The organism is Roseomonas sp. F4 (genome assembly GCF_053891155.1).
Genome location: NZ_JBSSHK010000001.1, coordinates 150,595 through 164,058, shown reverse-complemented (window position 1 = coordinate 164,058; position 13,464 = coordinate 150,595). Strand labels below are relative to the sequence as shown.

General features: G+C 69.4%; 13 protein-coding genes. 10 read left to right on the top strand and 3 right to left on the bottom strand.

The genetic code is table 11. From position 1 onward, the window contains the following. Positions 1–85: 85 nt before the first annotated feature. From ACVFYP_RS00785 to ACVFYP_RS00760, 6 genes are read left to right on the top strand one after another with little or no spacing between them, the layout of a single operon-like run. Positions 86–937, top strand: coding sequence for an amidohydrolase family protein (locus tag ACVFYP_RS00785; protein WP_499198210.1), 852 nt, complete (start codon positions 86–88; stop codon positions 935–937). Positions 938–947: 10 nt separating this feature from the next. Continuing rightward, entirely contained in the window at positions 948–1,772 is an 825-nt protein-coding gene (locus ACVFYP_RS00780; RefSeq protein WP_499198209.1) for an amidohydrolase family protein, read from the top strand. 22 nt (positions 1,773–1,794) lie between these two features. Then, a complete protein-coding gene (locus ACVFYP_RS00775) occupies positions 1,795–2,766 on the top strand; it encodes a Bug family tripartite tricarboxylate transporter substrate binding protein (protein WP_499198208.1) in 972 nt (323 codons plus the stop codon). 17 nt (positions 2,767–2,783) lie between these two features. Further along, positions 2,784–3,557 (top strand): SDR family NAD(P)-dependent oxidoreductase, encoded by a 774-nt coding sequence (locus tag ACVFYP_RS00770; RefSeq protein WP_499198207.1) that lies wholly within the window; start codon positions 2,784–2,786, stop codon positions 3,555–3,557. A 10-nt stretch (positions 3,558–3,567) separates the two neighbouring features. Continuing rightward, the gene (locus ACVFYP_RS00765) at positions 3,568–4,467 is read left to right on the top strand and encodes an amidohydrolase family protein (RefSeq protein WP_499198206.1); all 900 of its coding nucleotides are present in this window, start codon (positions 3,568–3,570) and stop codon (positions 4,465–4,467) included. A gap of 4 nt (positions 4,468–4,471) precedes the next feature. Next, positions 4,472–5,425: a tripartite tricarboxylate transporter substrate binding protein gene (locus tag ACVFYP_RS00760; protein ID WP_499198205.1), complete on the top strand. Its 954-nt coding sequence runs from the start codon at positions 4,472–4,474 to the stop codon at positions 5,423–5,425. Between the two features lie 6 nt (positions 5,426–5,431). Here the strand turns inward: ACVFYP_RS00760 and ACVFYP_RS00755 are convergent, their stop codons facing one another. Then, positions 5,432–6,496: a mandelate racemase/muconate lactonizing enzyme family protein gene (locus ACVFYP_RS00755; RefSeq protein WP_499198204.1), complete on the bottom strand. Its 1,065-nt coding sequence runs from the start codon at positions 6,494–6,496 to the stop codon at positions 5,432–5,434. 236 nt (positions 6,497–6,732) lie between these two features. Between ACVFYP_RS00755 and ACVFYP_RS00750 the strand changes: the two genes are divergently transcribed. Together ACVFYP_RS00750 and ACVFYP_RS00745 are read left to right on the top strand one after the other, a co-directional pair. Further along, positions 6,733–7,722 (top strand): Bug family tripartite tricarboxylate transporter substrate binding protein, encoded by a 990-nt coding sequence (locus tag ACVFYP_RS00750; protein ID WP_499198203.1) that lies wholly within the window; start codon positions 6,733–6,735, stop codon positions 7,720–7,722. Then, positions 7,719–9,101 (top strand): MmgE/PrpD family protein, encoded by a 1,383-nt coding sequence (locus ACVFYP_RS00745; RefSeq protein WP_499198202.1) that lies wholly within the window; start codon positions 7,719–7,721, stop codon positions 9,099–9,101. Before ACVFYP_RS00750 ends, ACVFYP_RS00745 begins: the two co-directional genes overlap by 4 nt. 238 nt (positions 9,102–9,339) lie before the next feature. Here ACVFYP_RS00745 and ACVFYP_RS00740 read toward each other — a convergent pair whose 3' ends face one another. Together ACVFYP_RS00740 and ACVFYP_RS00735 are read right to left on the bottom strand one after the other, a co-directional pair. Further along, on the bottom strand, positions 9,340–10,218 hold the full coding sequence (locus ACVFYP_RS00740; protein WP_499199521.1) for a DUF6282 family protein: 879 nt from the start codon (positions 10,216–10,218) through the stop codon (positions 9,340–9,342). Positions 10,219–10,415: 197 nt separating this feature from the next. Beyond that, positions 10,416–11,207, bottom strand: a complete 792-nt coding sequence (locus ACVFYP_RS00735) for a DNA-binding transcriptional regulator (RefSeq protein WP_499198201.1) — start codon at positions 11,205–11,207, stop codon at positions 10,416–10,418. Positions 11,208–11,476: 269 nt separating this feature from the next. On the opposite strand from ACVFYP_RS00735, the gene ACVFYP_RS00730 reads away from it, so the two are divergent. Next, positions 11,477–12,457 (top strand): Bug family tripartite tricarboxylate transporter substrate binding protein, encoded by a 981-nt coding sequence (locus tag ACVFYP_RS00730; protein ID WP_499198200.1) that lies wholly within the window; start codon positions 11,477–11,479, stop codon positions 12,455–12,457. A 13-nt stretch (positions 12,458–12,470) separates the two neighbouring features. Next, positions 12,471–13,457 (top strand): Bug family tripartite tricarboxylate transporter substrate binding protein, encoded by a 987-nt coding sequence (locus ACVFYP_RS00725; protein WP_499198199.1) that lies wholly within the window; start codon positions 12,471–12,473, stop codon positions 13,455–13,457. Positions 13,458–13,464 lie beyond the last annotated feature (7 nt).

Here is a 13,464-nt window from a genome sequence, read left to right as displayed (position 1 = left end):
TCCGGCATGCGGAACGCGGACACTTCGCCCTCTGCGCCACCAAAAGCCCGCACTAGCTTCCCTCGCGAGAAGGCGAGGAAACGATATGCGGGCCGAAGGCCAAGACATTGCGCCCGAAACGGCGCGCTTCACCGTGCCGCCCTTGGCATGCGACGCCCATTGCCACGTCTTCGGCCCGGCCAACCGCTTCCCCTACGCCCCCAGCCGTCGCTACACGCCGGAGGACAAGCCGAAGGAGGTGCTGGCGGCGCTGCACCGGCGGCTCGGCCTGCAACGCGCGGTGATCGTTCAGGCGAGCTGCCACGGCACCGACAACCGCGCGATGGTGGATGCGCTGCGCAGCGATCCCACCCGCTATCGCGGCGTCGCCATGATCGACGATGCAACGACCGACGCCGAACTGCGAGAGATGCAGGGTGCCGGCGTGCGCGGCATCCGCTTCAACTTCATCAAGGCGCTGGGCGGCGCGCCGGACATGGCGCTGTTCCACCGCGCGGCGGATCGCGCCAGGCCGCTCGGCTGGCACATGGTCATGCAATTGCAGGGCGATGGCGTGCCGGAGATGGCGGAGGTGATCCGCGGACTTCGCATGCCGGTGGTGATCGACCATATGGGCCGCGTCGATCCCGCGCTCGGCGTCGAGGGCCCCGCCTTCCGCACGCTGCTCGATCTGCTGGATGACGAACGGATCTGGGTGAAGCTGAGCGGCATCGAGCGCATGACGCGCACGCCCTTCACCGAGGCCCTGCCCTTCGCCCGCGCCCTGCTGCGCGCCGCGCCGCATCGCGTGCTGTGGGGCACCGATTTCCCACATCCCAACCTGACTACGCCGGTGGATGAGATGGAATTGCTGAACCTGATCCCGGACTTCGCGCCGCGGGAGGAGGATCGGCAGCGCCTGCTGGTGGACAACCCCGCCACGCTCTACGGCTTCTGAAAGGCCCATCATGCCGGCCGTTGACTCCCATGCCCATGCCTTCGACCTCACCCGCCAGGGTTGGGGCGGCGATCGTGGCTTCGATATCCAGCCGAACGAGCTCGGCACCGCACCGCAGTTCCTGCACATGCTGGAAACGCACGGCTTCACCCATGGCGTGCTGATCAACCCACTGGGCGGCTACGGCGCCAACAACAGCTACATGCTCGAAGCCATCGCAGCATCGGGTGGCAGGCTGAAGGGCGTCGCGCTGCTGCCGGATGCGACGACGGAGGACGAGATCCAGCGCATGGTCGCCGGCGGCATCGTCGGCATCCGCTTCAACCTGGACTTTCCGACCAGCCCACCCCTGCTCGGCCCGGTGGGAGAGCGCGCCCTGGCCCGGGCGCGGGAGGTCGGCTGGTTCGCGCAGATTCACTACCACCACGGCGAATCGCTGATCGCGGCCATGCCCACGCTGCGCGCGGCGAAGCTGCCCGTCATCATCGACCATTCCGGCCGGCCGGAACTGGCGGACGGGCTGCGCCAGCAGGGCTTCCGGGCGCTGCTGGAACTCGGCCGCAGCAGCGATGCCATCATCAAGCTGTCCGGCGTGTTTCGCTTCAGCGAGACCGGCTCGCCCTATGCCGACACCGATCCCTATATCGCGGCGCTGGTCGAGGCCTTTGGCATCGATCGCTGCATCTGGGGGTCGGACTGGCCCTTCCTGCGCGCCAAGGCCCGCACCGATTTCGGTCCGCTTCTCGCGGCCCTGCACAGGGTCGTGCCGAATGCGGCGGATCGCGAGAAGATTCTCTGGACCAATCCGTCGCGGCTTTTCCGCATGACGTCGTGACAGCAAGCAAGGGAGGGCTTCGATGACCATCACCCGACGCGGTGCCCTGGCGGCGGCGAGCCTTGTCACTTCAGCCCTGGCTTTGGCCACGCGATCCGCCCGCGCCCAGGCCTATCCGAACCGCGCCATCCGCGTGATCGTGCCCTATGCGGCCGGCGGCGCGGACCAGTTCATCCGGCCGCTACAGGCCCGGCTGACCCAGGCGCTCGGCCAGCCCATCGTCATCGAGTCCGTCACCGGCGGCGGCGGTGCCATTGGTGCCAACCGGGTCCGCACCGCGGCGGCCGATGGCTACACGCTGCTCTTCGCCGGCACCGGCGCGCTGACGGCGGTGCCGCGGCTGCAACGGCTGGGCTATTCCATCGCGGATTTCGCGCCGATCGCCAATCTGATCGCCATCCCCTATGTGCTGGCGGGCCGCCAGGGCGCGCGCTTCAACGACTTCGCCGGCTTCCTGCGTGAAGCCCGCGCCAAGCCGGAAGGGCTGACCTACGGCACGCCCGGCGTCGGCAGCACGCCGCATCTGGTGGCGGAGGCGATGGCCAAGGCGGCCGGCGTGAAGCTGCTGCACGTGCCCTATTCCGGCATCTCCACCGCCGTGGTGGCGCTGCTGGCGGGCGACATCGATCTGGTGATGGGCGCGCCCAGCAATATCATGCCGCTGGTGGAACGCGGCGTGGTGCCGCTGGCGCAGACAGGCACGCGCCGCATCGCCGTGCTGCGGGACCTGCCGACGCTGCATGAATCCGGGCTGGAGGTGGACCTCGTCACCCGCTTCGGATTCTTCGCGCCGAAGGGCACGGAGGACGCGGTGATCGCGCGCTGGTCGCAGCTTCTGCTGGAGGGCGGCGCCGACCCTGCCTATGCGCAGGCCATGCAGCGCGCCTTCAACGAGGTGGAGTTGCTGGACCAGGCGCATTTCCAGAGCTTCCTGGCGGCGGAGGATGCGGCGACGGCGCAGCTTCTGGCCGCGCTGAACCTGACCGGCGGCTGACAACAGGAGCGAAGCGGATGAGCGACGTGAACCAGGGCGCCCTCGGCCCCTACGGCCTGCGCGGCAAGGTCGCGGTGATCACCGGCGGCAGCAGCGGCATCGGCGCGGCCTCCGCCCGCCGCCTGGCGGAGCAGGGGGCGACGATCGCCATCGGCTACAACAGCGGCCGCGACCGGGCGGAGGCATTGGCCGCGGAACTGCCGGGCGACGGCCATATCGCCCTGCACCTGCCAATGGCCGACGCCGCCGCGATCCGTGCGGCGGCGGCGGAGGTTGAGGCGAAGCTCGGACGGGCGGATGTGCTGGTGAATTCAGCGGGCACCACCCGCGCCGTGCCGCATGCCGATCTGGACGCGCTGGATGACGAAACCTTCGACCGCATCCTCATCACCAATGTCCGCGGCCCCTATTCCACCATCCGCGCCTTCGCGCCGCTGCTGAAGCGCAGCGGCGATGCGGTGATCGTCAATATCTCCTCCCTGGCCGCGATGAACGGGCTGGGCAGCAGCATCGCCTATTGCGCCTCCAAGGCCGCGCTGGACACGATGGGCCTGTCGCTGGCCCGCGTGCTCGGGCCTGAAATCCGCGTCATCGGCATCTCTCCCGCGGCCGTCGATACCGGCTTCGTGCCGGGCCGCAGCCGCGATGCCGTGCTGAAGCAGGCGGCGCTGACCCCGTTGAAAATCGTCTGCCAGGCGGATGACGTGGCGCTCGCGGTGGTCGCCGCTGTCACCCATTTGCGGCTTACCACCGGCACCGCGCTGCTGGTGGACTGCGGCCGGCATCTCTGAGGGCCGGCGCTTGGAGATCATCGACGCGCAGATCCACGAGCCGGTCGCAGGCAAACCCTTCGATCCTCCGCTCGACCCGGCGACGCGCGATGCCGTGCATGTGGAACTGGCGCGGGAAGCCATCGATTGCATGCGGATCGACCGCGCCGTGGTGGTGGCGCGCCGCGCCTTCAACGAGGCCTGCATCGCACGCTATCCGGAACTGTTCGCGGCGGTGGAGGTGATGGATCACGCCGCCGAAGATCTGGAAGCCCGGATGGCGGGCTTCCGCGCCCGCAAAGGCATGCTCGGCTGTCGCACGCTGGTGACGAACTATGCCGAGGTGCGGCGTGACCCGAACGTGGCGCTGCGGCTGAACGACAGCTTCCAGGGCGGCGGCTTCGATCGCTACTGGGCGTTGGCGGCGCGATACGACATCCCGATGTTCTTCTCCGCCCATGGTTTCGCGGCAGCGCTGCGGCCACTAGCGGAGCGGCATCCGGACCTGACCATCATCATTGACCACTTCGGCATCACCCAGTCCCTGCGGCGAGAGATTGGGGGCGATCGTTGGGCCGCCTTGCCTGCACTGCTGGAACTGGCACGCTATCCGAAGGTCTTCGTGAAGTGGTGCGGCGTGCCGCTCGTCTCCCGCGCCGCGTTTCCGCACGACGATGTCTGGCCCCATCTGCACCGCATCCTGCGCGCCTTCGGGCCGGAACGCTGCATGTGGGCCAGCGACTTCACGCGGCTGCGCTGGGGTGTGCCGGATCGCGCGGGCGCCACGGGCGTGCCGCCGCGCGCGGACTGGAAATCCTACGCCGACGCACTGCACCACCTGCTGCACACGGGTGAGATCTCGTCGCAGGACAAGGAACAATTGTTCAGCGGCGCGGTCCGTCGCGCGCTGCGCTGGACCAGGGAGGATTAGGCCCATGCCCATCACACGCCGCCACGCGCTTGCCGCCACGGCCGCCGCCTTCGCAGCCGCGCCGGCCCTGGCACAGGACTATCCCAGCCGGCCCATCCGCGTGATCGTGCCCTATGCCGCGGGCGGCACGGATCAGTACATCCGCCTGCTGCAAAACGATTTCGCGCAGCGCCTCGGCCAGCCCGTGGTGATCGAATCCGTGGTCGGTGGCGGGGGTGGCATCGGTGCCAATCGCGTCCGCACCAGCGCGCCGGATGGCTATACGCTGCTCTTCGGCGGCACCGCCGCGCTCACCGTCGTGCCGCGCATCCAGAACCAGCCCTATACGGCGATGGATTTCGCGCCGATCTGCAATCTGGTCGCGCTGCCGATCATCGTCGCGGCCAAGCGAGGCTTCCGCCATCGCACGGCGCGCGACATGCTGGCCGCCGCGCGCGCGCAGCCCGAAAGCATCTCCTTCGGCTCGCCCGGCATCGGCAGCTCCCCACATCTGGCGGGCGAAGCGATGGCGCGGGCGGCCGGGGTGAAGCTGCTGCATGTGCCCTATGCGGGCATCGCGCCGGCCATGACGGCGCTGCTTTCGGGCGACATCGACCTGGTGGTGGGGGCGCCCGGCATCATCATGCCGACCGTCGAATCCCACGGCATCCTGCCGCTGGCCCAGACCGGCGCCAGCCGCAGCGCCGCGCTGCCCGATCTGGTCGCGCTGACGGAGCTGGGGCTGGATGTGGATCTGGTGACGCGCTTCGGCTTCTTCGCGCCGAAGCAGACGCCGGAGCCGATTCTCGACCGGCTGAGCCAGCTTTTCCGCGAGGCGGCCGCGACGCCCGATTACGCCCAGGCGATGCAACGCGCCTTCAATGAGGTCCTGTTGCAGGACCGCGCGCAATTCACCCAGGCCCTTGTCGCGGAGGACCGGGCAATGGCGACGCTGATCGAACAGCTCAACCTGCGCTGAACCGCCTCAGGCATAGACGATGCCGCAGCCCGGCCCGGCGGGCACGGCGATCACGCCGTCCTCGATGGGCAGCGGCGTGAAGGGGTCGTCCAGTATGTGGTCATGCTCCGACAGCTCGCAGGCGAAGGGCAGGTTCCGCAGCGACGCGGCGGCATGGGCGGAGGCGCCCTGCAACAGCGCCGGCCCGAAGGCCGCGCCCATCCGGGTGGCGATCTGCCCGGCTTCCAGGATGCGCGCGGCGGTGACGAAGTTGCGCACGCCGCCGAGCTTGGTGAGCTTCAGGTTCACCACATCGGCGACGCGCCCCTGCACCACCCGGAGCACATCAGCCACCGTCTCCACCGTCTCATCCGCCTCGATCGGCACCGGCAGCGTGTGGGTGATCAGCGCGAGCCCGGCCCAGTCCGCCGCTGGCACCGGCTGTTCCACCAAGGCGATGTCCTGCGGCTCCAGCCGCCGCCAGGCCGCCAGGAAGCCCTTGGCGCTATAGGACTGGTTCGGATCGAGCGTCAGCGTCACCTCCGCGCCGACCGCCGCCCGCACCTCCGCCACGCGCCGCGCATCCAGCGCCGCATCGCCGGCCAGCTTCAGCTTCAGCGTGCGATAGCCCTTCGCCACCAGCGCAGCCGCCGCGGCCGCCATCTCCGCCGGAGCCTTGATCGGCAGGATGCGCGATTGCGGAATGCGGTCCCGGTAGCGCCCGCCCAGCAGTGCCGACAGCGGCAGGCCGGCGCGCCGGGCCTGAAGATCATGCAGTGCCATGTCGATCGCCGCCTTGACCGAGCGGTTGCCGACCAGCGTCGCCTCGACAAGATCCATGATCGCGGCCAGATCCGCGGGATCGCGCCCGACCAGCAGCGGCCGCAGGAAGTGCAGCGCGGCCTCCGCACCCGGCCCATGGGTGGTGATCGCGGGAATCGCATGGGCATAGCCCAGGCCGGTCACGCCATCCTCATCGGTCAGCACGATCACCCAACCCTGCAATTCCGCGACCGTCGCGCGCGCGAATTTCCAGCCCGGATCGGCCTGGCGCTGGGTGCAGGGGCGCAGTTCGGCTGTGACTATGGGCACCCGTCATTCTCCCGCTTTGGCTACTGAAGCTGCCATACCCTTCGACTCGCTCCCCGCGAAATCGGCCGATATTCCGGAATGCGGAACGTCGTGAGATAGTCGGACGAGGCGCCGGATCGCACATTAGATTGGCGCCAGGGAGCTGTTGTCGGGACAGCGAGGCGCGCCGCTGCGCCCGCAAATGCCGCGCTGAAGACGGACCGCAGAACCCCCGATCCCGCCAGGAGCCCTCGCCAATGCCTGTTTCACAGCCTCCGCCATGCCCGGCCAGGCGCCATCTTCTGCTGCTGGGGCCTCTGCTGCTCTCCGCCGGCCTGGCGCGGCCGGCCCAGGCTGCCTTCCCGGATCGGCCGATACGGCTGATCGTCGCCTATGCCGCCGGCGGCACCGGCGATCTGGTGGGGCGGCTGGTGGGGGAAGCGCTGTCGGCGCGGCTCGGCGTGCCGGTGGTGGTGGAAAATCAGGGCGGCGCCGGCGGCGCCATCGCCGCCCGCGCGGTCAGCCGCGCCGCGCCGGACGGCTATACGATGCTGCTCGCCGGCAATGCGATCTTCGCGATCCTGCCGCATATGGCCAATGTCGGCTTCGACCCGGTGAACGACTTCACCGCCATCGCCAATATCAGCGAATCGCAGCGCCTTCTCGCCGTGCGTCCCGGCCTGCCGGTGACGACGCTGGCCGAGCTGGTGGAGTACGGGAAGCGCAACCAGGGACGGCTGAACTACGGCTCCTCCGGCATTGGATCGACGCTGCATGTGATGACGGAGATGTTCCGTCGTGAAGCAGGCTTCGCCGCCGAGCACATCCCCTTCCGCGGCTCCGCCCCAGCGGTGCAGGCGATGCTGAGCGGCGATGTCGACTTCATGATCGACACGGTGGTGATCCAGCACGTGCAGCAGGGACGCCTGCGCGGCCTGGCCGCCGTCGGCGACCGCCGCCTTCCGCAATTTCCGGACATCCCCACCCTCGCCGAACAGGGCTACCCGAATGTCCGCACCTCCGGCTGGCAGGCGCTGATGGGGCCGGCGAACATGCCGCCCGATCTCGTCACGCTGCTCGCCGGCCATGTCGAGACGATGCTGCGCGATACGGCCTTCCTCGAACGCCTCGCCCGCGTCGGCGTCGTGCCCAGCTACCGCACACCGGCACAGCTCGCGGAGGATCTGCGGGAGGATACGCGGCAATTCGGCGCCATCATCCGCAGCAGCGGGATCTCCGCCGAATGACTGTCAGCCTGAACCGCCGCACCGCCGACTGGGCCGCCAACCTCTCGCTCGACAGCGTGCCGCCCGACGTCGTGGAAAGCACGAAGCTGCGCATCCTCGACCTGATCGGCGTCATGCTGGCCGCGAAGCCACTTCCCCTCGTCACCGCCGCGCGCCGCGCCGCGCTGGCGCTGGAAGGCGGCGGCGGCGCGCATATCCTGGGCGAGGCGGAAGACGTCGCACCCATGGCCGCCGCCTTCGTCAACGGCGTGATGACCGCCGTGCTCGAATTCGACGATACCCATATCGAAAGCTTCATCCACCCGACCGCGCCCTGCGTCTCCGTCGCCTTCCCCGAAGCGCAGCGCCGCCACCTCTCCGGCCGCCAACTCATCGAAGCCGTGCTGGTGGGCAGCGAGCTGACCTGCCGGCTGGGCCGCATCACGCCCGTGCGGCTGCACAACCTCGGCTTCCATCCCACCGCCGTCTTCGGCGTCTTCGGCGGCGCCTATACGCTCGCCAAGCTGCGCGGGCTGGATGCAGACATCACCGCCAACGCCATCGGCGCGGCCGGCAGCCTCTCCTCCGGCATCAACGCCTCCTTCGAAGACGGCAGCTCCACCAAGATGATGCATGTGGGCTTCGCCGCCACCGGCGCCCTGCGCGCCGTGGCACTGGCCCAGGCCGGCATCTCCGGCCCCGATCCGGTCTTCGACGGCCGCTTCGGCTGGTTCCGCAGCCATATCCAGGGCCGCGACGACCTGCGCTTCGACGCGCTCTGCGACGGCCTCGGCTCATCCTGGGAGGTGCTGAACATCGCCTCCAAGGTCCACCCCTGCGCCTTCACCATGATGCCGCATATCGAAGCCGCCATCGCCCTGCGCGACACCCACAACCTGCGGCCCGAGGACATCGCCCAGGTCATCTGTCAGATCGGCAAGCGCTCCTTCCCCACCATGTGCGAACCCGCAGCCGACAAGCGCCGCCCCGCCACCACCTGGCACGGCCGCATCAGCCTGCAACACACCGTCGCCGAAGCCCTCGCCCTCGGCCGCATGGACAAGGACGCCTACGCCGAATCCAGCCTGCGCGACCCTGTCATCAACGCCCTCGCCGACAAGGTGATCTACGAGGACGACCCCACCACCGAACCCACCCGCTCCGGCGGCTGCGTCACCGTGCTGCTGCACGACGGCCGCCGCCTGACCCACCGCATCACCGACATGCGCGGCACCCGCCACAACCCCCTGTCCCAGACCGACATCATCACCAAATTCCAAGCCAACACCCGCGACACCCTCACCCCCACCCAGGCCGAAACAGCCATCACCCAACTGCTGCAACTCGACCGCCTGGACGACATCGCGCCGGTGCTGGAAGGAGTGAGGGTGCGCGGGTGATCGCAGGGAGGGCGCTGCCCTCCCCGCACCCCTCCCGCGAAGGGGCAGTGGCCCCTTCGAACCCAGGGATGAGGGGCAGGATGGAGGAGGGGCATGGCGGAAGCGTCGGGCCAAGCGGTCGCGCCGCGCCCCTCCTCCATCCTGCCCCTTAACGGGATTCCAAAGGGACCACTGTCCCTTTGGCGGGGGTGCAGGGGGCAGCGCCCCCTGCAAGCAACCCACGCAACCTCAGCCCCTGTCAGCCACCCGCTGCGGTATTCGCGCCCAGGCCGGCGAGTTGGGCGGCGTTGGTGCTGACCATTTTGCGGACGTCGTCGGGGCTGTAGCCGATGGACAGGCACAGGCCGATGATTTGGCGGAAGCCTTCGACCGGCAGGGGTGCGTTGGTTTGGCCGAGGTCGGAGCCGAAGAAGGTGCGGTCGATGCCGGCGGCGTCGATGAGGGCTTTGAGGAAGGCTTCGTCGTAGACCTTCATGCGGTTCGGGATGAACATGCAGATCGAGTGTTCGATCCAGGCGCCCATCGAGACCAGTTCCTTCACGTCGGAGAGGGAGGCGCCGACGGTGTAGCTGGGGTGGTTGACCAGAAGGCGGGTGCAGCCGCGTTTCTTGGCTTCGTCGAACAGGGGCCAGACTTCGCTGATGTGCAGGTGGCCGCAGGACAGGACGACGTCGTGTTCGGCGATGATGTCGAGTACGTGCTTGACCGGGTCGAGCAGATCTCCGCGTGCGTCCAGCACGGACAGGCCGATCTGCTTCAGCATTTTGCCCTTGGTCGGCAGCAGGGATTTGCGGTGGCCTTCGCGGATGTGGTTGGCGGCGGAGACGGTGGGCATCCAGACCACTTTGGCGCCGGTCTTCACGGCGGGTTCGACGGCGAAGGGGTTGATGCCGCCGACCGAGTTGTTCAGCACGATGCTGCCGATGGGTTCGGCGATGGTGGCCTTGCCGGCTTCCTTCAGCACGTCGACGAAGGGGCCGGTGGGGTAGTAGTGGTCCTTGAACAGCACGGCGCGCATGCCGGCGGCGGCGCCTTGTTCCAGCGCTTCCTCATGGTTCAGCGCGCGGGCCATGACGGAGGGGCCGCTGTGGCAATGCAGGTCGATGGCGCCTTGCATCAGGCTTTCGATCAACTGCGGGTCGGCATTCATCGCGACGGCTCCTTTTCACGCATGGCATAGCGGCGGGTGCCGTGGTGGCGGCCCGCTGTCCTGCAGTTCTGTCCCGTGGGGCTGGTCATCCGTCGGCGAGGCTAGGGGCCGGCCCGGGCCGGGGGGAGTGCAATCTCCCCGCTTTCCGCATCGCGGAATCGGCGTCAGGCGCCGGGGGTCTGGCCCTGCTGCAGCCGTTCCATGGAGGCGGTGATTTGCCGGCTGGCGTCCTGCAAGGCGGGCACCAGTTCCTCGACCAGGACGGTATGGCTGACGACGGAGCGGAAGTAGCTGAGGCCCAGCGTGCCGGCGACCGATTCGCCCAGCATGATCGGCACCGCGACGGTGTTGGAATTGCGCGGTTCCACCTTCGGGTCGCGCTGCGCATAGCCCTGCCGCCGCACCATCGCGATCATGCCTTGCACCACGCGGTCCAGGTTCGGGGGGTTGTCCTCGGGGTCGGTGGAGGCGGCGAGCAGACGCAGCAGGATCTGCCGTTCTTCCTCCGGGCAGAAGGCGAGGTAGGCGCGGCCGATGGCGCGCGTCACCAGGCTGAAGCGCACGCCGACCGTGGCGTGGAAGGGGGAGACGGCGCTGTCGGCCATGGTGCTGACGCTGATGACCACGCGCCCCTGGTCCGGCACGGCGATCGCCACCGGCCATTTCAGCCGGCGGGTCAGATCCACCGCCCAGGGGCGTCCGGCTTCCGCCACCAGGGGTCCGCCATGGAAGCCGGAGCTGAGGGTGGCGACCTGGGAGGTAATGCGATAGCCCAGGCCGCGCTCGCCTTTCGCCACCAGCCCGGCCGTGGTCAGCGTGCCGAGCAGGCGCATGATGGTGGGCTTGGGCAGGTCGGTCGCGCGGTGAAGCTGGTCCACCGTGGTGTGGCGCTGGCGGTTCAGCTCCTTCAGCAGGTCCAGCGCCCGCAGCACCGATTGGACGGGAGGGCCGCTCATGCCGGGGCCGGCCAGCCGGTCGCGCCGCCGTCGCCCCTTGGACGGGGCCTGGTGTCGATGGACTGCATTGTTTCCTTCCCGGCAAGCGCGGCTTGCGGCCGCATTCCGCATGCTGGAACGACGCCAAGTCAAGCGCGGCGCCCGCAGCGCGGCTTTGCCTTCCGCCCTGCGGAACGCAACCACGCCGCGCTTGTCGCCGCCTTGCGGGCCTGGACAGGTTGCGCAGGCGTGCCGGGCGCGCGCCCGGATGCCGTCCAGGAGGAAATGACATGACCCCGTCCCAAGCCGCGAAAGTCGGCCGCCGCGGGCTGCTCGGTGCTTCGCTGCTGCTGCCCGGCCTTTCCGCGCGCGCCGCGAACTTTCCTTCCGGCCCCATCCGAATCGTCATCGGCTTCGGCCCCGGCGGCCTGGCGGATCTGACCGCGCGCTTGGTGGGGGAGCAGTTGGCCCAGCGCCTCGGCCAGCAGGTGGTGGTGGACAACCGCCCGGGGGCTGGTGGCGCCGTGGCCGCGCGCATCGGCGCGACGGCGGAACCGGATGGCCAGACGCTGATGATCCTCAGTACGGGCAATGCGATCAACAAGTCGCTGTTCCGCACCCTGCCCTATGACCCGGTGGCGGATTTCACCGCCATTTCCGCCATGGTTTCCTTCGACCTGCTGCTGCTGACCGGCGCCCATTCGCCGCTGCGCAGCGTGCAGCAGGTGCTGGCGGCCGGGCGTGGCGGCGGGCGGCTCGCCATCGGCACCATCAGCCCGGGCAGCACGCAGAACCTGGCGGCGGAATGGCTGCGCGTCGCCGCCGGGCTGGATGCCACCGTCATCCCCTATCGCACCACGCCGGAGGTGCTGACGGCCGCCCAGCGCGGCGATGTGCAGATCGCCTTCGAATCCTACGCCGCCGTGCGCGGCGCGCTGGAGGCCGGGCAGCTTCGCGCCGTCGCCAGCACCGGCGAAAGGCGGTCCCAATTGCTGCCGGATTTGCCGACGCTGCGGGAATCCGGCCTCGCCGACTATGCCGTCACCGGCTGGAACGCGCTGTTCGCGCCGGCGCGCACGCCGCAGCCGATCATCGATCTGCTGAACGGCCATCTGCGGGAGATCCTGGCCATGCCGGCGATGCGCACCCGGCTGCTCGGCCTGGGTGTGGAGCCCGCGCCCAATACGCCGGCCGAGATGGGCGCGCTGCTGCGGCACGACATCGCGCTCTGGGCCCAGGTGATCGACCGTGCGGCCATCGAGCGGCAGTGAAGGGAAAGACACCATGACCGTCACGACCCCGACCCGCCGTCGGCTACTGGCCACGGCGGGCGCGCTGGCGACCACGCTCGCCGCGCAGCCCGCTTGCGCCGCCGACTATCCGAACCAGCCGATCCGCCTGATCGTCCCCTTCCCGCCCGGCGGCACCGTCGATGTCACGGCGCGGCTGGTAATGGGCAAGGTGGCGGAGCTGTTGGGCGCTTCCATCATCATCGACAGCGCCCCGGGCGCCGGCGGCAATGTCGGCACACAGCGCGTGGCCCGCGCCGCGCCGGATGGCTACACGCTGCTGTTCACCGCGCCCAACCACACGATCAATCCAAGCCTCGGCACGACCAGCGGCTTCGAGCCGGAGCGCGACTTCATCCCGGTCTCGCTGGTCGCGCAGATCGCAGAGCTGCTGATCGCACCGCGGTCGGCGCCCTTCACCAGCTTCGCCGAATTCGTCGCCTATGCCCGCGCCAATCCCGGCAAGCTCACCTATTCCTCCGCCGGCATCGGATCACATCCGCATGTGACGATGGAGCTGATGCTGCGCCGGCTGGGGCTGGATGTGCTGCATGTGCCCTATCGCGGCGCGGCGCCGGCCTTCACCGACCTGGTGGCCGGCCGCGTGCAGCTCAAGCTCGACAGCCTGGCAACGTCGGCCGCCAGCCTGGCCGATGGGTCGATCCGGGCGCTGGCGATCGCCAGCAAGGAACGCTCCCCGAAACTGCCGGAGGTGCCCACCGTCGCGGAAAGCGGCCTGCCGGGCTTCGAGGGGATTCTCTGGATGGGCGTCGTCGCGCCGACCGGCACGCCGCCCGAGGCCATCGCCACCCTGTCGCGCGCTCTGATTGCCGCCGCTCAGGCGCCGGAGGTGATGGAGCGGCTGGACCGCGCGGGTGTCGAGCCGGTGGGCAACACGCCTGAGGAATTCCGCGCCCTCATCGCCCGCGAGATCCCGCTGTGGCGCGAGGTGATCCGCGCCGCCAACATCCGCCCCGAGTGAAAGCAGA